18 protein-coding genes and 1 tRNA gene are annotated in these 24006 nt (G+C 70.6%); 16 read left to right on the forward strand and 3 right to left on the reverse strand.

Annotated features, from left to right (window positions below; translation table 11 throughout):
* Positions 1–10: 10 nt before the first annotated feature.
* From ACFYZ8_RS35100 to ACFYZ8_RS35135, 8 genes are all read left to right on the forward strand, one after another.
* Positions 11–1048: a ScbA/BarX family gamma-butyrolactone biosynthesis protein gene (locus ACFYZ8_RS35100; RefSeq protein ID WP_359035623.1), complete on the forward strand. Its 1038-nt coding sequence runs from the start codon at positions 11–13 to the stop codon at positions 1046–1048.
* A gap of 32 nt (positions 1049–1080) precedes the next feature.
* On the forward strand, positions 1081–1794 hold the full coding sequence (locus ACFYZ8_RS35105; RefSeq protein WP_388540895.1) for an HAD family hydrolase: 714 nt from the start codon (positions 1081–1083) through the stop codon (positions 1792–1794).
* Positions 1791–3437: an FAD-dependent monooxygenase gene (locus ACFYZ8_RS35110; protein WP_388540898.1), complete on the forward strand. Its 1647-nt coding sequence runs from the start codon at positions 1791–1793 to the stop codon at positions 3435–3437. Before ACFYZ8_RS35105 ends, ACFYZ8_RS35110 begins: the two co-directional genes overlap by 4 nt.
* The gene (locus ACFYZ8_RS35115; protein WP_388540901.1) at positions 3418–5664 is read left to right on the forward strand and encodes an MMPL family transporter; all 2247 of its coding nucleotides are present in this window, start codon (positions 3418–3420) and stop codon (positions 5662–5664) included. Before ACFYZ8_RS35110 ends, ACFYZ8_RS35115 begins: the two co-directional genes overlap by 20 nt.
* Complete coding sequence (locus ACFYZ8_RS35120) at positions 5661–6737, forward strand: NAD-dependent epimerase/dehydratase family protein (RefSeq protein ID WP_388540904.1); 1077 nt, start codon at positions 5661–5663, stop codon at positions 6735–6737. The genes ACFYZ8_RS35115 and ACFYZ8_RS35120 overlap by 4 nt, the downstream gene beginning before the upstream one ends.
* Positions 6734–7867 (forward strand): alpha/beta hydrolase, encoded by a 1134-nt coding sequence (locus ACFYZ8_RS35125; RefSeq protein ID WP_359035633.1) that lies wholly within the window; start codon positions 6734–6736, stop codon positions 7865–7867. The genes ACFYZ8_RS35120 and ACFYZ8_RS35125 overlap by 4 nt, the downstream gene beginning before the upstream one ends.
* Positions 7868–8065: 198 nt before the next feature.
* A complete protein-coding gene (locus ACFYZ8_RS35130; RefSeq protein WP_388540908.1) occupies positions 8066–10303 on the forward strand; it encodes an MMPL family transporter in 2238 nt (745 codons plus the stop codon).
* Positions 10303–11649, forward strand: coding sequence for a metallophosphoesterase (locus ACFYZ8_RS35135; RefSeq protein WP_388540910.1), 1347 nt, complete (start codon positions 10303–10305; stop codon positions 11647–11649). Before ACFYZ8_RS35130 ends, ACFYZ8_RS35135 begins: the two co-directional genes overlap by 1 nt.
* An 85-nt stretch (positions 11650–11734) precedes the next feature.
* On the opposite strand, the gene ACFYZ8_RS35140 is transcribed toward ACFYZ8_RS35135, so the two are convergent.
* Positions 11735–11818, reverse strand: a tRNA-Leu gene (locus ACFYZ8_RS35140).
* Positions 11819–12243: 425 nt separating this feature from the next.
* Here ACFYZ8_RS35140 and ACFYZ8_RS35145 point away from each other — a divergent pair.
* Both ACFYZ8_RS35145 and ACFYZ8_RS35150 read left to right on the forward strand, forming a co-directional pair.
* Positions 12244–13005: an ABC transporter ATP-binding protein gene (locus ACFYZ8_RS35145; RefSeq protein ID WP_359035726.1), complete on the forward strand. Its 762-nt coding sequence runs from the start codon at positions 12244–12246 to the stop codon at positions 13003–13005.
* Complete coding sequence (locus ACFYZ8_RS35150; RefSeq protein ID WP_388540912.1) at positions 13005–15533, forward strand: ABC transporter permease; 2529 nt, start codon at positions 13005–13007, stop codon at positions 15531–15533. The genes ACFYZ8_RS35145 and ACFYZ8_RS35150 overlap by 1 nt, the downstream gene beginning before the upstream one ends.
* Positions 15534–15781: 248 nt before the next feature.
* Here ACFYZ8_RS35150 and ACFYZ8_RS35155 read toward each other — a convergent pair whose 3' ends face one another.
* Both ACFYZ8_RS35155 and ACFYZ8_RS35160 read right to left on the reverse strand, forming a co-directional pair.
* Positions 15782–17080, reverse strand: a complete 1299-nt coding sequence (locus ACFYZ8_RS35155) for a class I SAM-dependent methyltransferase (RefSeq protein WP_389050788.1) — start codon at positions 17078–17080, stop codon at positions 15782–15784.
* Between the two features lie 227 nt (positions 17081–17307).
* A complete protein-coding gene (locus ACFYZ8_RS35160; protein ID WP_388540917.1) occupies positions 17308–18684 on the reverse strand; it encodes an NAD(P)/FAD-dependent oxidoreductase in 1377 nt (458 codons plus the stop codon).
* Between the two features lie 483 nt (positions 18685–19167).
* On the opposite strand from ACFYZ8_RS35160, the gene ACFYZ8_RS35165 reads away from it, so the two are divergent.
* The 6 genes from ACFYZ8_RS35165 to ACFYZ8_RS35190 all read left to right on the forward strand — a co-directional run bounded on the left by ACFYZ8_RS35165 (position 19168) and on the right by ACFYZ8_RS35190 (position 23616).
* The gene (locus ACFYZ8_RS35165; protein WP_388540919.1) at positions 19168–19809 is read left to right on the forward strand and encodes an HAD family hydrolase; all 642 of its coding nucleotides are present in this window, start codon (positions 19168–19170) and stop codon (positions 19807–19809) included.
* An 82-nt stretch (positions 19810–19891) separates the two neighbouring features.
* Positions 19892–21079 carry a helix-turn-helix domain-containing protein gene (locus ACFYZ8_RS35170; protein WP_388540922.1) on the forward strand — a complete coding sequence of 396 codons (1188 nt, stop codon included), beginning with the start codon at positions 19892–19894 and terminating at the stop codon, positions 21077–21079.
* Between the two features lie 271 nt (positions 21080–21350).
* On the forward strand, positions 21351–21881 hold the full coding sequence (locus ACFYZ8_RS35175) for a hypothetical protein (RefSeq protein WP_388540923.1): 531 nt from the start codon (positions 21351–21353) through the stop codon (positions 21879–21881).
* The gene (locus ACFYZ8_RS35180; protein WP_388540926.1) at positions 21878–22066 is read left to right on the forward strand and encodes a hypothetical protein; all 189 of its coding nucleotides are present in this window, start codon (positions 21878–21880) and stop codon (positions 22064–22066) included. The genes ACFYZ8_RS35175 and ACFYZ8_RS35180 overlap by 4 nt, the downstream gene beginning before the upstream one ends.
* Positions 22067–22216: 150 nt before the next feature.
* On the forward strand, positions 22217–22681 hold the full coding sequence (locus ACFYZ8_RS35185) for a glycine-rich domain-containing protein (RefSeq protein ID WP_388540928.1): 465 nt from the start codon (positions 22217–22219) through the stop codon (positions 22679–22681).
* 86 nt (positions 22682–22767) lie between these two features.
* Entirely contained in the window at positions 22768–23616 is an 849-nt protein-coding gene (locus tag ACFYZ8_RS35190) for a hypothetical protein (protein WP_388540930.1), read from the forward strand.
* Positions 23617–24006 lie beyond the last annotated feature (390 nt).

Consider the following 24006-nt stretch of genomic DNA (forward strand, 5'->3'; position numbering starts at 1 on the left):
GACTCCCGGAATGACACTGCCCGCCAACCGCTCGTCGGCATCCGAACCAGCCGCCGTCCCCGTCGTCGTCCCGGTGCCGCTCAGCTTCGACTCGACCCTCCCCCGCTCAGTGGTCCACCGGGCCTCTGTGGCGGAGGTCTTCGTCACGGACTCGGTGGAGACCGGCACATCCGCGCCCGGCGACCCCACCCGCACCTTCGACGTCGCCGCCCAGCTGCCGCGCGGCCACCTCGTCGGCGAACATCCGGCCGCCTACGACTTCCTGCTGCTCGTCGAGGTCCTGCGGCAGTCCGGGGTGTGCGTCGCCCACCGCCATCTCGATGTGGCGACGGACAACGCCTTCATCTTCAGCGCCCTGAACTTCGATGTGCTGTCCCTGGACGCGCTGCGCATAGGCGCCCGGCCGGCGCAGACCGTGCTGCACCTGTCGGTGCGGCCGGAGACCAACCGCGGCGGCCGGATCCTGGGGTTCGACTTCAACATCGTCGTGGATCTCGACGGCACGCCCACGCTCCGGGCGTCGGGCGGGCTGACGTTCGTCAGCCGCCGGGCGTACGGGATGCTCCGCGCCCAGGGCCTCGGCAAGGCGCGTGCGGCGGCCGCCGCACGCGCCCACCGCCCGGCGCCCGCCGCTCCCGCCACCGTGGGACGCAAGGACGCCCGGAACGTGGTGCTGACCGAACCGGCCATCGGTGTGGGGGGTGACGCCTCCGCGTTCCTGGTCGTCGACACCGCCCACCCGCACCTGTTCGACCACCAGCTGGACCATGTGCCGGGGAACCTCCAGCTGGAAGCCGCCCGGCAGCTCGCCGTGGCCTCGGTGGCACGACTGCACGGACTGTCCCCCGCGGACCTGGTCGTGACGTCCGTGCGCGCCCGCTTCACCGACTTCGCCGAACTCGGTCTGCGCACCCCGGTCACCGCCCATGTCGGCGGAGTGCGGCACGCGGAGGCCCTGGGCACCCTGACCGTCCCCGTCGAGGTGCGCCTCGGTCAGGGCGACAGCTCGGTGAGCGAGGTCGACGTGGAGGTGGCCCAGTGGGCGTGACCCCCGGGCCCGCGGCAGCAGGCCCAGTGGGCGTGACCCCCGGGCCCGCGGCAGCCGCGGCCGCACTCCCCGGCGGCCCTCTGATCACCACACTGGTCTGCGACTACGGCGGAGTCCTGACCAACCCGCTCGCCGAGACCTACGCCGTCTTCTCCGACAGCACCGGCATCCCGGTCGAGGACCTCCAGACGGCCTTCGCCCGGGCCACCCGCCGGTACGGCGTGAGCCCCATGGCGGAGCTGGAGACCGGCGCCATCGCCGAGGACGAGCTCGTCCGCCGTGTGCTGGCCGAGCTGGACACGGATCCCGGCGACATCCTGCGGGGCCGCCCGTTCGGCGAGGTCTGGTTCCGCGGCCGGCGCACCAACGAGGAACTGACCGCCTTCCTCCGCACCGTCCGCGCGGCCGGCCACCGGCTCGGGCTGCTCACCAACAACGTCCGGGAGTGGGAGCAGCGTTGGCGCGCGGCACTCCCCGTCGCGGAGCTGTTCGACACCGTCGTCGACTCCTCCCGTGAGGGCGTGCGCAAACCGGACCCCGAGATCTACCGCCGGCTCCTCGCCCGGCTCGGCGCCGACCCGGCCACCGTCCTCCTCCTGGACGACGTCGAGGAGAACTGCGTCGCCGCCCGGGCGCAGGGAATGCACGCGATCCGCTTCGACACGACGGACCAGGCCGTCCGGGACGTGGGCCGCCTGATGGGCCTGCCCGCTCTCGTCCACGAACCCTCCGGAGGTACCTCATGACCCGTTCGCCCACCCCTCAGGTGCTGATCGTCGGTGCGGGGCCGACCGGACTCACCGCGGCCTGCACCCTGCTGCGGCACGGTGTGAAGGTCAGGGTCGTGGACCGTCGGCGCGGGCCCACCGGCGCGCCCAAGGCGCTGATCCTGTGGAGCGGCGCCCTGGAGGTGCTCGACCGGCTCGAGACGGCGGTCGCGATCGGCGAGCGGTCGCTGCCGCTCAGCGGCGCCTCGTACTGGTCGCGCGGCAGGAGGATCGCCGGACTGGGGTTCGGCGCCCTGAGCGGCACCCGCTTCCCCGGCCCGCTGTGCGTGCCGCAGCCCGTGACGGAGGAGCTGCTGTACGAGCGGCTGCTCCAGCTGGGCGGCGCCGTCGAGTGGTCGACGGAGGCCGAGTCGGTCACGGTGGAGACCGCGGAGGCCACCGTGGTGCTGAGGGGCCCCGGCGGGGACCGCAGCACCGCACGCTCCCGTTGGCTGATCGCCGCCGACGGTGCGCACAGCAAGGTGCGCGAGGAGCTCGGTATCCCCTTCGAAGGAAGCACGTACGCCCGTGACTTCCTCCTCGGCGACGGCCTGCTGAAGACCACCGGCCGCACCCCGCTGCCTCCCGCCGAGGCGCAGTACCACCTCACGCCCGACGGTGTGCTCGTGGTCGTCGCCCTTCCGGAGGGCGGCCACCGGATCTTCTTCGACCTGCCGGCCGGCAGCGGCGAGGGCCCCCCGGACGACGCCGAGCTCCAGAAGCTCCTCGACGCCCGCGGCCCCGGGGGCTGGACCCTGACGAGCACCGCGTGGACCAGCAGGTTCCGGGTGCACACCAAGGTCGCCGCGACGTTCCGATCGGGTCCGGTGTTCCTCGCGGGTGACGCCGCGCACTGCCACAGCCCGGCCGGCGGCCAGGGTCTCAACACCGGGGTGCAGGACGGCTACGACCTGGGCTGGAAACTCGCGGCCGTCTGCGCGGGCGCGGATCCCGCCCTGCTCGACAGCTACGAGGCCGAACGGCGGCCCAGCGCGGTCCGGGCCGTGGGCAACGCCGACCGGCAGACAAAGCTCTGGCTCCTGCGCTCGGCGGTCTCCCGCTTCCTCCGGGACACACTGCTGCGCCGGCTCTCGGCGAGCGGAGCGCTGGAGAAGCGTCTCGTACCCGAACTCGCCCAGATCGACCTGGACCTGACCGGCAGCCCGATCGTCTGGGGAACCGCCGCGGACGGCGTCCGCCCCGGCCGCCGCGTCCCCGACACCGCGCTGTCCATGGTGTACGGGCGGGAGGCGGACAGCCTGCACGACTATGTCGCCGCCGGCCGGCACACCGTCGTCGTGCTCGGCGTCTCCGGCACCGACACCGTTGCGGCACGGGCCGCCGAGACGGCGGCGGCCCGTCACGCCGACGGCAACGGCAACTCCTTCGATGTACTGCTGATCCGGCCGACCGACCGCGGCGACACCGTCCGCGTGCCCACCGCGCTGCCCGCCCACGACGTCGCCGCCGGCCGGTACGGCAGCACCACCCAGGCCCTCTACGTCCGGCCCGACGGGGTGGTCGGCGCGCGGGTGCCCCTCGACCGTCCGGGCCGCATCACGGAGCTGCTCGCCAGGATCCCGGTCGGTGGTGAGCAGAGCCGTGTCCCGCACATCTCGTGAGACCCGCGCCACGGGCCGGCGCCGCGGTCCCTGGTTCGTCCTGCTCTTCACCCTGCTCTTCGCGGCGAACTCCCTCGTCATCGGCGCGGACGTCGGCGACCGGCTGCTCGGCGGTGGCACCGACGACCCGTCCTCCGCCTCCTCCCGCGCCGGCGCCCTGCTGGAACGGCACTTCCCGTCCAGCGCCCCCGATCTCGTGCTGCTGGTCCGTGGTGCGGACGGCGCGGGGGTCGACAGCGAACAGGTGGCCGCGCAGGGGGCCCGGCTGGCCGAACGCCTCGCCTTCGAGCCCCGGGTCTCCGGCGTCGTCTCCTACTGGCAGACCGGTTCGGAGCGCCTGCGGTCGGCCGACCGCTCAGAGGCGCTGATCCTCGCGCACCTCGAAGGCGACGACGACACCACGGCCAGGACCTACGACCGGCTGGCACCCCGCTACCGGGGCAGCCCACCCGACGCCGACGCGCTGGACATCTCGCTGGGCGGCAGCGTCGCCGTGCAGCAGGAGATCCAGACGACCATCGAAGCCGACCTCCGCACCGCCGAACTCATCGCGCTCCCGCTGACACTGATCATCCTGGTCCTCGTCTTCGGGGGTGTCGTCGCGGCGCTGCTGCCGCTCGGTGTCGGCGTGCTCGCCATCCTCGGCACCAATGCCGTGCTGCGCCTGCTGACGTCGGTCACCGATGTCTCCGTCTTCGCGCAGAACCTCACCACCGCGCTCGGTCTGGGCCTGGCCATCGACTACGCGCTGCTCATCGTGCGCCGCTTCCGCGAGGAGCTGCACCTGGGAGCCGACCGGCACACCGCGGTCCGCACGACGCTGCGCACGGCCGGCCGCGCGGTTCTCTTCTCGGCCCTGACCGTCGCGGTCTCGCTGGCCTCGATGCTGGTCTTCCCGCTGTACTTCCTGCGCTCCTTCGCCTACGCGGGCCTCAGCGTCGTCCTGCTCGCCGCCGCGGCGTCCCTGATCGTGCTCCCGGCCGTGCTGCTCCTTCTGGGACACCGGGTCGACGCCCTCCGCCTGCGCCGGAGGCCACCGCGGAGCCGCCAGGGGGGCGGCCTCGTCGAGCGCGTGGTGCGCCGCCCGCTCCGGTACGCCGTCACCGTCACCGCGCTCCTGGTGGCTGCCGGAGTCCCTTTCCTCCAGGTCGAGTTCGGAACCGCCGACGACCGGCAACTGCCCGCGGCCTCGGAGTCCCGCCGGGTCCAGGAGGCGATACGGGACGACTTCACCGCCAGTACCACCGGCGGGGTGGAGATCCTCGTCCGGAACGCGAAGGGACTCGACCGGTACGCGGCGAAGGTCTCCCTGCTCCCGCACGCCGCCGAGGTGGACACCCCGCTCGGCACCTACCGCGACGGCCGCAGGCAGGACGGCGCCACTCCCGCCGACGCCTCTCGCGCGGCCGACGGACTGGCGCATCTGTCCGTGGTCCCGGACAAGGGCGTGGAGGACGTGTCGCCGGAAAGCCGGCGCCTCGTCGAGGGCGTACGGGCCGCGTCGTCCGGATTCGAGTACCTCGAACCGCTCGCCGGCGGCCGGGCCGCGGTCCTGGAGGACAGCAAGCAGGCCATCGCCGACGGGCTGCCCGCGGCCGGACTGCTCATCGCCGGCACCTCCCTCCTGCTGGTCTTCCTCCTCACCGGAAGCCTGCTGATACCGCTGCTGTCCGTGGCGTCGGGCGCCCTCAGCCTCACCGCCATGTTCGGGCTGGTGGTGTGGGTCTTCCAGGACGGCCACCTCTCCGGACCGCTCGGGTTCACGCCCACCGGGACCATCGAGGCGACCCTGCCGGTGCTGATGTTCTGCATCGCGTTCGGACTCTCCATGGACTACGGCGTCTTCCTCCTGTCGCGCATGAAGGAGGAGTACGACCGCACCGGCGACTCCCGGCTCGCCGTCGTCACCGGCGTGCGCCGTACCAGCGGTGTCATCACCGCGGCCGCGTTGATCATCGCGGTGGTCTTCGTCGCCATCGGCACCTCCCGGATCACCAACAGCAAGATGCTCGGCCTGGGCGCCGCCCTCGCCGTTCTCGTGGACGCCACCGTCGTCCGGGGCCTTCTCGTCCCGGCGGTCATGCGGCTCGGCGGCCGGACCACCTGGTGGGCGCCGGCTCCCCTGAAGCGTTTCCAGCAACGCTTCGGCCTGCGCGAGGAACCGGGCGCGGCCCCGGCCCCGCATCACGAGACACCCCCGGAACCCGTACTGGAGACAGTGAAATGAACACGTCCGATCCCGGCCCCCGGCACGGCCGTGTGATGGTGACCGGCGCGTCCGGTCTCCTCGGCACCGCCGTCGTCAGCCAACTCCTCGGCGAGGGGCGGGAGGTGACGGCGCTGGTACGCGACACCGCCAAGGCCGCCCGCCAGCTCCCCGCCCACCCGAGGCTGACCGTCGTCACGGCCGACATCCGCAGGCCCGAGACGTACCGCGGGGCACTGCCCGGCGTCGGCGCGGTGATCCACACCGCCGCGTACTTCCGGGAGTACTACCTCCCCGACGCCGACCTGCCCCGGCTCTTCGCCACCAACGTCGACGCCGTCACCGCGCTCCTGCGGGAAGCGGTCGCCGCGGGCGTGCCCGCCGTCGTCCACACCAGCTCCATCAACACCCTCGGTGCGGGGACGGAGGAGAACCCGGCGGACGAGTCGGCCGCTCCGCCCCCGGACTGGGAGCGCAACGCCTACCGCGCCAGCAAGGTCCGCGCGGAGGCCGCCATCCGGTCCTTCGCGCAGGACTCCGAGTACGCGGGCCGCGTCCGGGTCCCGATCGTCCTGCCCGGCTGGATGTGGGGTCCGGCCGACGCCGGTCCCACCTCCGCGGGCCGGCTGTTCCTCGCCGTCGCCCGGAGCGGTATCAAAGCCGTACCCCGTGCCGGAAACCACGTGGTGGACGCCCGCGATGTGGCGTACGCGCTGGTCAGGGCGGCCGACCAGGGCGAGCACCTGCGGCGCTACATCGTCGCGGGCCGCTTTCAGTCCCTCTCGGACACCTGCGCGGCGGTCGCCCGCGCCACCGGGGTGCAGGCCCCCCGGCAGGTCCCCGCCCGAGCGGCGATCGCGTTCGCGACCGTCCTGGAGACCAAGGCGAAACTGCGCGGCACCGCGCCCGTCGCCACCCGTGAGGGGGTGCGCGCCCTGCTCGACGGCGACCGGACCCGTATCACCTCCGCGCGGGCGGAGCGTGAACTCGGCGTCACCTTCCGCCCACTGGCCCGGACCCTCGCGGACACCGCCGCCTGGTACCACCGCGCCGGTCTGCTCGACAACGTGATCCCAGAGGAGAGTGCCGCGTGACATCCGCCAGGACCAACCGGCTGCGGGCCGTGCTGCTCGGTGCGGCGGCGGCACTGCTGGCCGTCACCCCGGTGTACTGGGCGAACGCCGTCACCCCAGCGCCGGAAACGACCGCGGAGCGCACGAACGGCGTGAGCGCCCCGCAGCAGCAGAAGACCTGGCGGCTCGACAAGGGCATCTCCGACATCCCTGTCAGTTTCACGGTCCGCAACGTCAACCGGACGAAGGCCTCCTGCCCGGTCGACGGCCGTACGTACACCGTCCGCGGGCACCTCACCGCTCCCACCCGGCTGCTGGAGGACGAGAGCGCCGACAAGGCCGTCACCCTTTACCAGCACGGCATCGCCGCGGGCGAGTGGTACTGGCGGGTCGAGGCCGACGGCTACCACCACGCGGAGGAACTGGCCGCACGCGGCCACGCCTCGCTGACCATCGACCGCATCGGTTACGACAGCAGCGACACGCTGGACGGCCTGGCCACCTGCATCGGCGGGCAGGCCGACATCACCCACCAGATCATCCAGCAGCTCCGCAAGGGGACCTACCGGAGCGGGGACGCGAAGGGGAGCGGCGGGACCGGGACCTCCTTCGGCAAGGTCTTCCTCGCCGGCCAGTCCAACGGCGGCCAGATTGCGCAGATCGCCGCCTACTCCTTCCACGACATCGACGGCCTCGTCCTCATGGACTGGACGGACCGCGGACTCACCCCGCAGGCCAACGCCCGCTTCTTCTCCGCCCTCCAGACCTGTCTGCGCGGCGGGACCAAGGGATACGTCTACTACGACCTGGGGCCCGCCGAGTTCCGGTCGGGCAACTTCCACGACACCGATCCGGCCGTCCTCGACCTCGCCGTACCGCACCAGAACCGCCACCCCTGCGGCGACATGGTCTCCCAGCTCGGCGCGGTCATGGTCGACCTGCGCGAGCTGCGGACCATCACCGTGCCCGTCCTCTTCATGTACGGGGAGAAGGACGCGCGTGTGGAGGGCGGCGAGGAGCACCGGGCGCTCTTCACCGGCGCGAAGGACACCCAGCTGATCGAGATCCCGCAGGCCGGTCACTACATGGGCATGGCCCGCCGGGCCCCCCTGGTCCACGACACCCTCGCCAAGTGGCTCGAACGGCACTGAACCCGCCCGCCGCCGCCCCGCCCTTCAGCGAATCTTCCAGCGAGCGGTCAGCGGGGACGGTCATCGTCGACCGTGCGGAGGCCTCCCGCGTTCTCCCCTCCCGCGTTCTCCCCTCCCGCGTTCTCCCCTCCCGCGTTGCTCCTCCCCCACCTCCTTCTCCCTCCCCCCTCACCCCCCGATACCCAGGGAGTTCATCCCATGCCAGCCACACCGTCCCCGCTCCACCGGCTCGGCGCCTTCGCCGCGGCCCGGCGGCGCGCCGTCCTGATCGCCGGGGCGATCCTCTTCCTGCTCGCCGCGGCATTCGGCGCGGGAGCCCAGGCCGCCCTCTCGCTGTCCCGCTTCGAGGCACCGGGCTCCGAGTCGGCCACCGCGGAGCAGATCCTGCACCAGGAGTTCAAGGACGGCTCCCCGAACTACGTACTCCTGGTCACCGCCAAGGACGGCGGGACGGTCGACGACCCGGAGGTGGTCGCCGAGGGCCGGAAACTGACCGAGGACCTGGCCGGGCGCGAGGGCGTCGACACGGCCGGCTCCTACTGGTCGCGCGGCGAGCACAGCGCCCTGGTGAGCGAGGACCGCTCACAGGCGCTGGTGGTGGCCTGGCTCCAGGGATCGGCCACCGAGGTACGGACCGAACTGGCCGCCATCACGCCTGACTTCACCCGGGACACCGAGCTCCTCACCGTGCGCCCCGGCGGCCAGGACGAGGTCTTCCGGCAGGTCGGCGAGGAGACCCGGCGGGACTTCCTGCGCGCCGAGGCCGTCGTCATCCCCGCCGTGCTCCTGCTGCTCCTGTGGGTGTACCGCCGCTGGTCCGCCGCGGCGCTGACACTCGGCATCGGCTTCTTCTCGGTGCTGGCCACGCTGGCGATGCTGCACGGTGTCACCGCGTTCACCGAGGTCTCGACCTTCGCGGCCAACCTGGCACTCGTCCTCGGCCTGGGACTCGGCCTGGACTACAGCCTGTTCGTCATCTCCCGCTTCCGTGAGGAGATGGCCGCCACCGCGGGCGGCAGTGCCGCGGACCGGCACGCGGCGGTCGTACGCACCGTCGCCAGCGCCGGGCGCACCGTCCTGTTCAGCGGCTTCACGGTCGCCGCCTCGCTGGCGGCGCTGTTCCTCTTCCCCTTCCCCTTCCTCCAGTCCTTCGCGTGGGCCGGCATCGCGGTCGTCGGGTCCGCGGCGTTCGGCGCTGTCGTGCTGCTGCCCGCCGCGCTGGCCGCCGTCGGCCGGCGCACCCTGCGGCCGGGCCGGACCGACCCCGCCGTGGAAACCGGCCGCTGGTACCGCACCACCCTGCGCGTCATGCGCAGGCCGCTCCTCTACGGCCTTCCGGTACTGGTCGCCCTGCTCGCCCTGGGCGCGCCCTTCCTCGGTGCGCGGTTCGGCCTTCCCGACGAGCGCGTGCTTCCCGCGAGCGCCTCCAGCCGTGTCGTGCAGGAACAGATCCGTACCGGCTTCGCGGCGGAGGAGACCGACGCGCTCCAGATCGTCACCACCGGCGAGGCGACAGGGAGCACGGCCGGCCCGGACTACGCGGAGCGGCTGTCGCGGCTTCCCGGCGTCTTCCAGGTGGACACCGGGAGCGGCACGTACCGCGACGGCGACCGGGTGGGCGCCACGACCGATCCGGGCCGCTTCGAGGCCGGTGCGCACACCCGTCTGACGGTCGTCCCCGACCAGAAGGCGCTGGCCGGCGACATGGCACGGTTCGTGGAGCGGGTACGCGCGGTGGACGCCCCGTACACCGAGGTACGGGTGGGCGGGTTCCCCGCCGCGATGACGGACTTCCGCTCGGAGCTCCTCGACCGCCTGCCGTGGGTCGTGGCCCTGATCCTCCTGGTCACCTTCGTCATCCTCTTCCTGATGACGGGCAGCCTGCTCATCCCGGCGAAGGCCACGATCGCCAACATCCTCAGCCTCAGCGTGATGTTCGGCGTACTGGTCTGGGTCTTCCAGGACGGCAACCTCTCGGGTCTCCTCGGTTTCACCGCGAGCGGCCGTATGGAGCCGAGCATCCCCATCCTGATGTTCTGCATCGCCTACGGACTGTCCATGGACTACGAAGTGTTCATCATGGCCAGGGTCAAGGAGGCGTACGACCGGACCGGGGACAACACGGGCGCGGTGGCCGAAGGCATCCAGCGCAGCGCCCCGCTCGTCACCTCGGCCGCCGCGATCCTCGCCCTCACCTTCGCCACCTACGCCACCGGCGGCGTGGTCTTCCTGAAGGAGCTGGGCATCGGCATGGCCCTGGCCGTCCTGGTCGACGCCCTGCTGATCCGTACCGTCCTCGTGCCGGCGTTCATGGGGCTGGCGGGCAGGGCCAACTGGTGGGCACCGGCCCCGCTGCGCCGTCTGCACGCCCGGTACGGCATCAGTGAGGCGCCCGCCGCCGAGCCGCCCCGCCAGGACCTGATCGAGGCGAAGTAATGCTCGCTCCCCTGGTGAACCTGCTCATCGTCGTGGCCTCCGTGCTGATCCACCGCTGGCTGTGGATCCGGCTGGTGCGCGACACCACCCGGCCGGGCGGTGCGGCCCGGCGGGTGGGAACCGTCGCCGTCGTCGTCTCCGCGGCTCTCGCGGCCGCCCCACGCATCCTCGTCCCGGCGCTCGGTCCGGACACGGGACGGCCGCTGGCCTGGACGGGGTACGTCTGGCTGGGCGTCCTGCTGTACCTGATGCTGACTCTGCTGGTGTGGGAGGCCCCTCGTGCGGTCCTCGGGATCCGGGCGATCGCACGGCGACGGAACGGCAGGGCGCCCGCGCCCGCGGTTGCGGAATCCTCCGCGCCCGCGGTTCCGGAGCCGGCGAGGGTCGCGGCGGCGGCCCCTGCACGCGATGCGGCGACCCCTGCACCCGACACGGAGGGAGCTCTCGCGGCCGGCGGGCCGGCACCCGGAGGGGCGGGCGCCGGCGCGGGGGCCGGGAGCACCGGGCCCGCCCGTCCGGACCGGCGTCTCTTCCTGAGCCGGGCGGCCGCACTGACCGCGGGCGGGATCGCCGTCGCCACCACCGGGTTCGGCATGCGCACGGCGCTCGGCGACCCGGTGGTCAAGCGGGTGCCCGTCCGCATCGCCGGCCTGGCTCAGCCGCTCTCCGGGCTGCGGTTCGCGGTCGTCAGCGATCTGCACCTCGGCCCGCTCCTGGGACGCGCCCACACCGAGCGCATCGTCCGGATGATCAACGCTCTGGAGGCGGACGTCGTGACGGTCGTCGGCGACCTGGCGGACGGCACCCCCTCCCAACTGGCTCCCGCCGCCCGCCCGTTACGTCACCTGGAAGCCACGCACGGCGCGTTCTTCGTGACGGGCAACCACGAGTACATGTTCGACGGAGCCGAGGCCTGGGTCGACGAACTCCACGGCCTCGGCATCACCACCCTCCTCAACGAGCGGAGGGAGATCCGCCACCGGGGCGCCGTGCTCGACCTGGCCGGCGTCGAGGACCTGTCCGGTGCCGAGCACGGGCGCGGACCGGACTACGCGCGCGCCCTCGGCGACCGGGACACCAGCCGCCCGGTCGTCCTCATGGCACACCAGCCGGTGATGATCGAGGAAGCGGCCCGGCACGGGGTGGACCTCCAGCTGTCGGGTCACACCCATGGGGGCCAGATGTTCCCGCTCACGGAACTCACCAAGCTCACCAACCCCGTCGTCTCGGGCCTCGGCAAGGTCGACAACACCCAGCTGTACGTCACCAACGGCGCCGGATTCTTCGGCCCGCCGGTACGGGTCGGCGCCGAGCCGGAGATCACGGTGATCGAGCTGCGCCCCTGAAAGGGCACGGGCGGGACGGGAGGAAACGAGTCCCGCCCTCGCTGCCCCTCGCGGCCGAACGCCAGAAACAGTAAAGAGGGGAAAGTGCCCGGAGCCGGACTTGAACCGGCACGCCCGCGAAGGGGCAGCGAGGTTTAAGCTCGCCGTGTCTGCATTCCACCATCCGGGCAGGCCATGGGCTCCGCGTCGAGGTTCGAGCCTATCGGGATACATCCCCCGAACAGCGGACGGGCGGACCGATGTTGTCTTATTTTATTGACGTCTGAGGGTGCATCAGACCGTGGAACACGCCATCCGCACTTGCCAATAGCGTTACGCGCGCCCCCCGGCCGCGCATGCGGAATGACGGAATTTCACCTGCCGAACGAGGACGCTCCACCTGTTCTCTGCATGGGCCCCGATCAGGGTGCGCCGTCATCCCCAGGTATGACACCGAGCGGCGCGGTCCCTCCGAAGTCTGCCTTCGGAACCAGGACTGCGGCTGACTACACGGCGGGCTCCGGCCACCACGATGGAAGACGTCCTTCAACGATGTCGTCCCGCTAGGAGTTCCATCCCGTGACCACCACACCCTCCCCCAGACTTCGTCCGGGGGTGCCCCCAGCCGGCCGGACCACCACCGTGGCCGCGCGCGCCACGGATCTGTCGAAGATCTACGGACAGGGCGAGACCCAGGTGGTCGCCCTGGACCGGGTCACCGCCGAGTTCCGTCAGGCCGAGTTCACGGCGATCATGGGCCCCTCCGGCTCCGGCAAGTCCACCCTGATGCACTGCGTCGCCGGTCTCGACACCTTCTCCTCCGGGTCGGTGCGCATCGGCGACACCGAGCTGGGCTCCCTGAAGGACAAGCAGCTGACCAAGCTGCGACGGGACAAGATCGGCTTCATCTTCCAGGCGTTCAACCTGCTGCCGACCCTGACGGCCCTGGAGAACATCACCCTCCCGATGGACATCGCGGGCCGCAAGCCGGACAAGCAGTGGCTGGACTCGGTCATCCAGATGGTCGGTCTGCGGGACCGCCTCAGCCACCGTCCCGCGCAGCTCTCCGGCGGCCAGCAGCAGCGCGTCGCCGTGGCCCGGGCGCTCGCGTCCAAGCCCGACATCATCTTCGGTGACGAGCCGACCGGAAACCTCGACTCGCGCTCCGGCGCCGAGGTGCTGGGCTTCCTGCGCAACTCCGTACGGGAGCTCGGGCAGACGGTCGTCATGGTGACCCACGACCCGGTGGCCGCGGCCTACGCGGACCGGGTGGTCTTCCTCGCGGACGGCCGGATCGTGGACGAGATGTACAAGCCCACCGCCGACAACGTGCTCGACTTCATGAAGCAGTTCGACGCGAAGGGCCGCACCAGCTGATGTTCCGCACCGCCCTGCGCAACGTCCTCGCGCACAAGGCCAGACTGCTGATGACCGTGCTCGCCGTGATGCTCGGCGTGGCGTTCGTCTCCGGCACGCTGGTCTTCACCAACACCATCTCCGAGGCCTACCAGAAGAGTTCGGCCAAGGGCTTCGACCAGGTCGACGTCGCCGTCACCGCCAAGTCCGAGGCGGACAAGGGCAACACGATCGGCAAGAGCCACGAGCTGACCCAGGCCCTGCTCGACAAAAGCGCCGAGGTTCCCGGGGCCGCGAACGCCATCGGCGTCGTGAGCGGCTTCACCGCCATCGCCGACAAGGACGGCAAGCTCATCGGCGGCGGCTTCCAGTCCCAGGGCGGCAACTACTACGGCGCCAAGGACCCCCGGTACCCGCTCGCCGAGGGCGCCGCACCGCACGGCGCGGACCAGGTCGCCATCGACTCGGAGACCGCGAAGCGGGCCGGCTACAAGGTCGGCGACACCGTGCGCATCTCGGTCGACGGCCCGGTCCTCAAGCCCGTCATCACCGGCATCTTCACCACCGACGACGGCAATGTCGCGGCCGGCGGCAGCCTCGCGCTGTTCGACACGGCGACCGCCCAGAAGCTGTTCGGCAAGCCGGGGACGTACGACGAGATCGACGTGAAGGCGGCCCTCGGCACCTCCCAGACCGCGCTGCGGGCCGCGCTGGAGAAGGCGCTCCCCGCACACCTGGTGGAGACGGAGACCGGCAAGGAACTCGCCGACAACCAGGCCGAGATGATCTCGGCCTCGATGAGCGGTCTCAAGCAGGGCCTGCTGGTCTTCGCCGGGATCGCGCTCTTCGTCGGCACCTTCATCATCGCCAACACCTTCACCATGCTGGTCGCCCAGCGCACCAAGGAGCTCGCGCTGCTGCGGGCGGTCGGCGCGTCCCGCAGGCAGGTGACGCGGTCGGTGCTGATCGAGGCGTTCGTGGTCGGCCTGGTCGCCGCCGTCACGGGTCTGGTGGCCGGCGTCGGCATCGGGGCCGGGCTCAGGTCGCTGATGGGCACGCTCGGCGCCACCGTCCCCGACGGGCCCCTGATCATCACGCCGGGCACGGTCGGCGCGGCCCTCGCGGTCGGTGTCCTGATCACCATGCTGGCGGCCTGGCTCCCCGGCCGCAGGGCCGCGAAGATCCCGCCGGTCGCGGCGATGAGCAGCGTGCACGCGAAGGCGACGACCAAGTCGCTGGTGCTGCGCAACACGCTGGGCGCGCTGTTCAGCGGGGCGGGGGTCGCCGTCATCCTGGCGGCCACGACGATGGACGGCTCGGACGGGCAGGCCCCCATGGGCCTGGGCGCGGTCCTGCTGATCATCGGCGTCTTCATCCTCACCCCCCTGCTGTCCCGTCCGCTGATCGCGGCCGCGTCCCCGCTGATGCGCGTGTTCGGGGTGTCCGGGAAGCTGGCCCGCCAGAACTCGGTGCGCAACCCGCGCCGTACGGCCGCCACCGCCTCCGCGCTGATGATCGGCCTCACCCTGATCACCGGGATGACGGTGATGGCGGGCAGCCTCCAGAAGTCGATCGACAAGATGGCGTCCGCGGCCGTCAAGGCGGACTACGTCGTCTCCATGGCGAACGGCAACGAGCTCTCCCCGGACGTCGAGAAGAAGCTGGCGAAGGTCGACGGCGTCACCGCCGTCAGCCCGCTGCGCAACGCGGCCTCCCGCATCGACGGCGAGACCGAGTACCTGACCGGCGTCAACGGCTCGGCGATCGGCGAGCTCACCGACCTCAAGGTGGACGACGGCGCCTTCAAGGTCGGCGGCAGCCAGGTGGTCGTGGACCAGGACCGGGCCAAGTCCTTCGGCTGGAAGGCGGGTTCGAACTTCACCGTGCACTACGAGGACGGCAAGGCGCAGCGGCTCACGGTCGCCGGGGTCTACGAGGGCAACGACCTGATCAGCGGCATCATGCTCGACACCGCCACCCTCGACCCCCACCTGCGCGAGCGGTCCGACATGCAGGTCATGCTGAAGACGTCCACCGGAGCCTCCGCCGCGGCCAAGGACAGCCTGGAGAAGGCCCTCGGCTCCAACCCGGCCATCAAGGTCCAGGACAAGAAGGACCTCTCCGACTCCATCGCGCAGATGTTCACGCTGATGCTGAACATGCTGTACGGCCTCCTGGCCATGGCGGTGATCGTCGCGGTCCTCGGGGTCATCAACACCCTGGCCATGTCGGTCTTCGAGCGCTCCCAGGAGATCGGGATGCTCCGCGCGATCGGCCTGGACCGCAAGGGCATCAAGCGGATGGTCCGTCTGGAGTCCCTGGTCATCTCCCTGTTCGGCGGGGTCCTCGGCATCGGCCTGGGCGTCTTCTTCGGCTGGGCGGCCGGTGAGCTGCTGGGCACGAAGATGGCGACGTACGAACTCGTCCTGCCCTGGGCCCGGATGGCGGTGTTCCTGCTCCTCGCGGCGACGGTCGGCATCCTCGCCGCTCTGTGGCCGGCCCGCCGGGCGGCCCGTATGAACATGCTGGCGGCCATCAAGGCGGAGTAGCCGCAGACCGGTCGGGGCCCGTCACGGAGGGGGTGACGGGCCCCACCTCGCACCCCAGGTGGGACCGGAACGCGGTGCCTCAAAGGCACCTCAGCGAGAGCCGGACTGCCCGCCCCGACACCCGGACCAGCCGCCCAGGCCGACCCACCGCCTCCCCACGAAGGCGGGGGGGAACCGACCGACACCCTCAACAGCCACCCAGCCGGCCGGTGCCGCCGGACGACGACCGACTGGGGTCCGCCTCGCACTCAGTTCCAGGTCCGCGATCTCAACGGCATCCCGGAAGCCCCGGAGTCAGGAGGTCTGACGGCCAGGACCTGGTTGACTCCGATGCGGTTGCGTTCGAAGGCGAGGGCGCAGGCGGCCATGTACAGGCGCCAGACGCGGGCCCGGCCGGGTCCGGCGAACCGGACCGCGCGCGCCCACTGGGACTCCAGGTTGGTGACCCAGCGGCGCAGGGTGAGGGCGTAGTGCTCACGGATCGACTCGACGTCCCGCACCTCGAAGCCGGCCCGCTCCAGCATGGTCACGGTGGTACCGAGGGGGGCGAGTTCGCCGTCGGGGAAGACGTAGGCGTCGATGAACTCGTCGAGGTCGTACGCCGATTCGTGGGTCTGGGGGCGCCGCGCGATCTGGTGGTTGAGCAGCCGCCCGCCCGGCTTCAGGAGCTTCAGCAGGTCCTCGGCGTACTCCAAGTACCGTTCGGCGCCGACGTGTTCGGCCATGCCGATGGAGGAGACGGCGTCGTACGGCCCGTCGGTGACGTCCCGGTAGTCCTGCACCCGGATCTCGACGCGGTCGGTGAGCCCCTCGTCGGCGACGCGTTTACGGGCGTAGGCCGCCTGTTCCTGGGAGAGGGTGATGCCGACGACGCTCACGCCGTACTCACGGGCCGCGTGGATGGCCATCGAGCCCCACCCGCAGCCCACGTCGAGGAGTCGCTGCCCGGCCGTCAGGCCGAGCTTGCGGCAGACCAGGTCCAGCTTGTCGCGCTGGGCGTGCTCCAGGGTGCCCTCGGGCTCGGGAGCCTCCCAGTAGGCGCACGAGTACACCATGGACGGGCCGAGGACGATCTCGTAGAAGCCGTTGCCGACGTCGTAGTGGTGGCTGATGGCCCGCTTGTCGCTGCGCCTGGTGTGCAGGTGGCCGCGGACCCGGCGGACCTCCTCCCGCGGCGGGGCGGGGGGCAGCGGAGGCCCGGCGAGGGCGAGCAGTCCGCGTACGGCGGAGCGCACCTCGGGGTCGCGCAGGGCCTGGAAGAGGGTCCTGGCGTCCTCGCCGCGTTCCCACACGAGCCCGGAGATCAGGTCGAGGGCGGTGTAGAGGTCGCCGTCGATCTCCAGGTCCCCCGCGACCAAGGCGCGGGCCAGCCCCAGCTCGCCCGGCTTGAACAGCAGCCGGCGCAGGGCCCGCCGGTTGCGCACGACCAGCGCGGGCGCCTCGGGCGGCCCGGCCTCCGAACCGTCCCAGGCGCGGATCCGCACCGGTAGCGGCACTCCCAGCACCTGTGCGAAGAGGTCCCTGAGCCGCAGCGCGGCATCTGCCATGACGCACACCTCCGTGACGAGGATCCCGGAATTGTCCACCTGGGTAAACAGCGCCATGCCGGGGCGCAGTCCCTGCCGCGGGTCACGTGTGGGCAAAACAGATGCAGCCACCATGTACACCCGCCGGGCGCGGGGCGGGAAACGCCGAAGGACCTCCCGCACCACGGATGGCGGGAGGTCCTTCGGGGTGGATCAGCGACCGGAGCCGGCCGGGTGACCGGAGGGGGTCAGGAGGCCTTCGCCTCGGTCTTCTTGGGCTCGGCGGCGGGCACGGGGCGCGCGGCCTCGTAGAACTCCTCGCGCGGGTTCTCCATGGCGCCGAGGGAGACGACCTCGCGCTTGAGGAACATGCCGAGGGTCCAGTCGGCGAAGACACGGATCTTGCGGTTCCAGGTCGGCATGGCCAGACCGTGGTAGCCGCGGTGCATGTACCAGGCGAGACGGCCCTTGAGCTTGATCTTCATCTTGCCCATGACGATCATCGCGACGCCCTTGTGCAGGCCGAGACCCGCGACAGCACCCTTGTTGGAGTGGCTGTACTCCTTCTGCGGGAAGCCCCGCATCCCGGAGATCACGTTGTCGCCGAGGACCCGCGCCTGGCGCAGCGCGTGCTGGGCGTTCGGCGGGCACCAGGCGTTCTCGACGCCGGCCTTGCGGGCGGCGACGTCCGGGACCTGGGCGTTGTCGCCGGCGGCCCAGATGTAGTCGGTGCCCTGGACCTGGAGGGTCGGGGCGGTGTCCACGTGGCCGCGCGGGCCCAGCGGGAGGCCGTAGCGGGCGAGGACCGGGTTGGGCTTGACGCCGGCGGTCCACACGATGGTGCTGGAGTCGACCTCCAGGCCGTTCTTGAGGACCACGTGGCCGTCGACGCAGGAGTCCATCGAGGTGGAGAGGTAGATCTCCACGCCCCGGCTCTCCAGGTGCTCCTTGCCGTAGGCGCCCAGCTTGGGGCCGACCTCGGGGAGGATCTTGTCGGCGGCGTCGACGAGGATGAACCGCATGTCCTCGCGCGAGACGTTGGTGTAGTACTTGGCCGCGTCGCGGGCCATGTCCTCGACCTCGCCGACGGTCTCCGCGCCTGCGAAGCCACCGCCGATGAACACGAAGGTGAGCGCCTTGCGGCGGATCTCCTCGTCGGTCGTGGAGTCGGCCTTGTCGAGCTGCTCAAGCACGTGGTTGCGCAGGCCGATGGCCTCCTCGATGCCCTTCATGCCGATGCCCTGCTCGGCGAGGCCGGGGATCGGGAAGGTGCGGGAGACCGCGCCGAGCGCGATCACCAGGTAGTCGAAGGGCAGCTCGTACGCCTCGCCGACCAGCGGGGCGATCGTGGCGACCTTGCGGTCCTGGTCGATGGTGGTGACCCGGCCGGTGAGCACCTCCGCCTTCGGCAGCACGCGTCGCAGCGGGACGACGACGTGGCGCGGGGAGATGTTGCCGGCGGCGGTTTCGGGAAGGAAGGGCTGGTAGGTCATGTACGACCGGGGGTCGACGACCGTGACGGTCGCCTCGCCGTAGCGCATCTTCTTGAGAATGCGCCGAGCTGCGTACAGGCCTACGTACCCACCGCCTACTACGAGGATCCTGGGACGCTCCGTGGTGCTCATGCCATCGAGTATCCACCCGCCTCAGGGGGGTCGCTCGTGCGCCCCTTCACAAGCTCTTGCAGAGGGTGTGTTATCCTCCGCCGCTCGGGTGATCCATGTCATGGCGCACGACGGGAACCACCGTGTAGGGCGGCCCGTTGTCAATGCCGCGTGAGCTGCCTCTCCGTGCCGGAAAGCCTGCCGTGAGGGGCCCTCGCAACCCCTTCGCACACCCCTCGCCCGAGGTCCGCAACTCACCGTTTTGAACGTGTTCACACGGGTGTTGGGCCCCCGGAAGGGTCAACCGGCCCACATTCGTCGTCCGACAGGGCTCAATTCCTTGTGAAGAACTTCACGAACTTTCTCGACGGCACGCAGAAGAGGGGCCCGGAGGGGCCCTTCAGACCCGCTCATACGTGCGTTCCCCCTGCTCAAGGGAGGACTGCGTGAGCTCTTCCGCGAGACGCTGAGCCTATGGCCACTGCCTGGCCGTAGGCTCCCAGAGTGATCGAGACCATCGTGCTGGACATCGGCGAAACCATCACCCGGGACGACCGCTATTGGGCTTCGTGGGCCGACTGGCTGGACGTCCCTCGCCATACCCTCTCCGCGCTGGTCGGCGCGGTCGTCGCGCAGGGGTACGACAATGCCGAAGCCCTCCGACTCGCACGGCCCGGTATCGATGTCGCCGCTGAGTACGACGCCCGTGACGCAGCCGGGCACGGGGAGCATCTCGACGAGACCGACCTGTACGCCGATGTCCGTCCCACTCTGTCCACGTTGCGCAAGCTGGGTGTTCGCGTGGTCATCGCAGGCAATCAGACCAGTCGGGCAGGGGAGCTGCTCCGGGGTCTGAACCTTCCAGCGGACCTCGTTGTCACGTCGGGAGAATGGGGTGTGGCGAAGCCACAACCGGAGTTCTTCCAGCAGGTGCTCGATGTGGCCGACGCCGCACCGAGCGCGACCCTTTACATCGGCGACCACCCGGCCAACGATGTGTTCCCCGCGAAGGCGGCCGGACTGCGGGCGGCGCACATCCGCCGAGGGCCGTGGGGGCATCTGTGGGCCGATGATCCCGATGTCGTCAGCGCGGCGGACTGGCGGATCGGCAGTCTTACCGACCTCGCCGAGATCCTCAAGGAGTGACCGGGCCGCGCGAGGACGTTCGCGGTCACAGCGACCTGACGTGGGTACGGTTCGCAATGGACACCCCTGAACTGGAGCTCGTATGTCCGCACTTGCGCACGGCGGAGTTGGCAGGCGGATCGCCTACTACCGCAGCGTGGTCCGACCAAAGATGACACAGGAGCAACTCGCGGGTGCTGCCTGCGTGGCCCTCGGCACCATCCGAAAGATTGAGCGGGGCGAGCGCGGCGTCAGCGATGCGACTCTCGAATCCATCGCGAATGCCCTCGGCGTCGACCCCACCCGCCTGCGCACTGACCGCGGCTCGGCCCACACCCGAGTCCACGACGCACTGCCGATGCTCTCCGACGCCATCGCGGCGTACGACCTCCCTGCCGACGGTCCCGTCCGCCCCGTCCATGACCTGCACGCGGCGGTCGTCGAGGCAGCCCAATGGCGACTGGCAGCCCAGTACACGCGCATCGCCCGGAAGCTTCCCGACCTGCTTGCGGAACTCGCCCGCGCCTACCATGGAGCCTTCGCGGGTGAGCGCGGCGAACTCGCCGGGCTCCTCGTCCGTGCCTACCGTTCCGCGGATGCCGTCGCGTACAAATTCGGCGCCCGCGACTTGTCCGCCCGCCTGATCGAACTCATGCGGTGGGCCGCCCCCGAAGCCGGCGATCCTTTGTTGACCGCGTCCGTCGCCTATGTGCGCACGGAGACGTTTTTCGCCGCTGGCGCTCACGGCCCTGGTTTGCGAGCGTTGGAAGAGGCCTTACGTGCCGCACCCACTCCCACCACGACAGCGAAGATCGCCGTGCGGGGCACGCTCCACATGCGGGCCGCCGTAATCGCCGGCCGGGCGCATGACGCCTCTGCTGCCGACGCCCATCTCAACGAGGCCCGAGCCCTGGCGGACCGAGTGCCAGAGGGCATCTACTACGGCACCGCGTTCGGCCCCGAGTCCCTGCGCATCCACGAGGTGTCGGTGGCGGTGAGCCTCGGAGACGATCACGTCGCCCGCGCCCTCGACGTCGCAGGTGAGTGGAAGCCTCCGACGGATCTGCCGGCCGAACGACGCTCCGGGTTCTACATCGAACTTGCCCGCGCCCAACTGTGGTCCGGCCTCGCAGACGACTCGTTCGAATCGCTGAAAGTCGCCCGCCGTATCGCTCCACAGCACACCCGCGAACACCCTTGGGTTCGTGAGGACGCAGCCACGTTGCGCCGTTTGAAGCGGGCCGACTCCGAGACGCTCACGAACTTCGCGGAATGGTGCGCAGCCACCTGAGTCGGCTGCCCCAACTACCCCTCACCGGGGTACTTGTGCCCCTTCCTGGCCCCCACCATCTGTCACACGCATAGAACCAGCAGATGGGAGCCCGGGATGCCCAAAGCACTCCCCCTCACACCGACAGTCGTCGACAGGCGCGTCAGCATCGTCCGACTGCACGGTGAGGCCTGCTTCCTCTGCGGGACTGTCAACAGGATGCTGCGCACGGCGACCGGTCGCGACGGTCCCGGGGCGTGGCCAACGCTCAGTACAAAGAGGGAGCGTCGACATGCCAAAGATTACGGCCCCGCAGGGGACCCGCACATTCCCCGCGAGCCCTTTACAGCGCAAGGCGGTCGAGGAGTGGGTGGCCTCGGCACATCCGTCGCCCGGGATGGTGTGGGACGAGTGGAGCAGTGTCGCGAAACTTGCGCTGATTCCTCTGGGGCACAACTTCGAGGCAATCCGCGTTCCCGAGAGCCTCGTTCACGTTGCCGCTATGAGTGAAGAGCCACCCACCGTGGGCGTCCAACTCGCCCAGCACCTGCGGGGTCCAGTCATTCATGACCCCGGCTTCCGCCGTTACTACGCTCTCGTACCCGTGGGTACCGCAACAGAGTGGACGGCACCTGATGCGGAGTGCCTGAGCAGCGGAACCTACCTTGGTGTGCCGCGTGCCGACCACACCGAGATGGACGAGCACACGCGAGCGTCCTACTGGTCGGTGCCGATGACTCGGCCGGGTCACCTGTGCAGTGCCGAAGCCGTGCTGGCGCTCGTGATCGTGGGCCGCAGCCCGGATGTCGAGTACGAAGAATGACCACGGCGTGCGCGGAGACCTCGCCCTTGTCCGCGGAATGCGCGCTCGCGCAGAAGCGGGGATACGAGGAACTGCACGACGAGTGCCACCAGACCAAGGACGTCCCGCTTCCCGGAGCGACGGGCATCCTCCTCCTGTCCCGCTGCGGATGTCACTGCCACGACCACGGCTGCCCCAGCACCTGAGATCCCGCCCATGGTCGAAGGGGCCCCATGGCGACCGCAGGGTCAGGGTCGCACCACGAACGCCCGCCGCGGGCTGCCCACCACGGGCAGGTCCGGCCTGCGACAAACACCGATGCGTCCGAAATACCACCCACAAGGAGGAACAGAAACATGACCATCACACAGAAGCGCACCGCAACCGACGCACGAACGCTCATCGGCACGGAGATGCGGCAGACCCTCGTATCCAACATGACCGACAGGTTCCCGCAACTGACCGAGGAGAAGGCAGACCGAGGCGTCGGCCAGATGCTCGCCTTCCTCGCGGCGTGTGACTACGCCGGTCGGCCGCTCAGCCCTTCGCCGCTCGTTGACGACTTCTGGCATGCCTTCCTGCTCCACACCAAGGCGTACGCCGAGTTCTGCGAGCGGCGGTTCGGCCGTTTCCTGCACCACCAGCCCGGATTCCTCGACAAGGAGGAGCACGGCGGAGGCAAGGCCCTGCGCGCGCTGACCGTCGACTCGATCACCCTCGCCGGGTACGAGATCGACATGGAGTTCTGGCCCGAGCTGGACCTCGCCGACTGCTCGCAGTGCCACGCGAACTGCTCGGACAGCCCGAACCACCCAAAGTAGTTCCCCCCTGTCGGCCCCGGCCTGTGCCACGCTGTGGCCAGGCCGGGGGCCGACCCCGTTTCGCTCGACCACGCAGGAGACCGCGGGTGGACCGCATCGAATGGCACGACCTACCGGCTACGACCCGGGCCGCCGTCGAGCGGCACACAGGCCCGGTAGAAACGGCCGAGACCGCGCCGCACGGCGTCATGTCCCGGCTCGCCTGCACCGTCCACACCCCCGCGGGGCGCGCGTTCATCAAGGGCACTCGGCACGACGACCCACAGGCGTGGGTGTACCGCCACGAGGCGCGGGTCACACGATGCGCGCCCCTCGCACCCCGCGTGCTGTGGGAGGCCGAGGCCGGCGGGTGGGTGCTCTACGGGTACGAGTACATCGAGGGTCGGCACCCGGACCTGAGTCCAGGGTCCGACGATCTCGCCCCTCTGCTGCGCACGCTTACCGTGGTCTCTCAGGCGACGTGGCCCGAAGCGCTGAACAAGAAGCCGCTTCACACCCGGTGGACTGACTTTCTTCCCGAGGACGTGCCGCCCGGACTGCAAGGCCGAGCACTCGCCCACACGGACATGTCCCCGCACAACATGCTGAGGACTGTCGGCGGCAAATTGCTGCTGCTGGACTGGGCCCTTTCCTGCCCGTCACCCGCGTGGGCAGACACCGCGCTGACAGTGCCTCGACTCATCTCCGCCGGCCACACGCCAGACCAGGCCGAGACGATCGCCGGGCAGGTTCCCGCGTTCCGTGCGGCCGACCCTGCCACCGTCACCACCTTCGCGCGCACCGTCTACGCCGCGTGGGAAAACTGGGAACGCACACGCCCCATGCCTCACAGAGCCGTCCTTACCGCCGCCGTCCGGACCTGGGCCAGGCACCGCGAGCAAAGGCGTCATACAGACGCGCACGCCCTCTCCTCAGATCGGCCACGCCGCCCCTGATCCCCCCCGCGAAGGATCCGCGCTCCGCCCATGCGACGGCCCCGATACCTTTGAGCGAGGTACCGGGGCCGTGCCGTTTGCTGCCGAAAGCACAGGAACGTCACTCGCCAGGGCGGCCCTGTGTCACTCGGTACAAGCCGACCAGTGCACCGAACACGACCACAGCGCCACCGAAAGCCTTTCCACCCTCTTGCAGTACGACGGGCCAGCTCGCTCCCGTCGATCGCGTTCCCCACGCAGCAGCCAGAGCCACCAAGGTAGCCAAAGCCACTACTAATCCGACTACGAGCAGACGAACAACTTGCGCATTCTGCATCGCTCACACCTCACCCGTTGTGATCGTTGCCCGCTGTACCGAGCCGGGGGGCTCGCATCGCCGAGCGGTGACGA

Origin of the sequence: Streptomyces sp. NPDC001668 (assembly GCF_042893155.1) — a bacterium.
Lineage (GTDB): Bacteria > Actinomycetota > Actinomycetes > Streptomycetales > Streptomycetaceae > Streptomyces.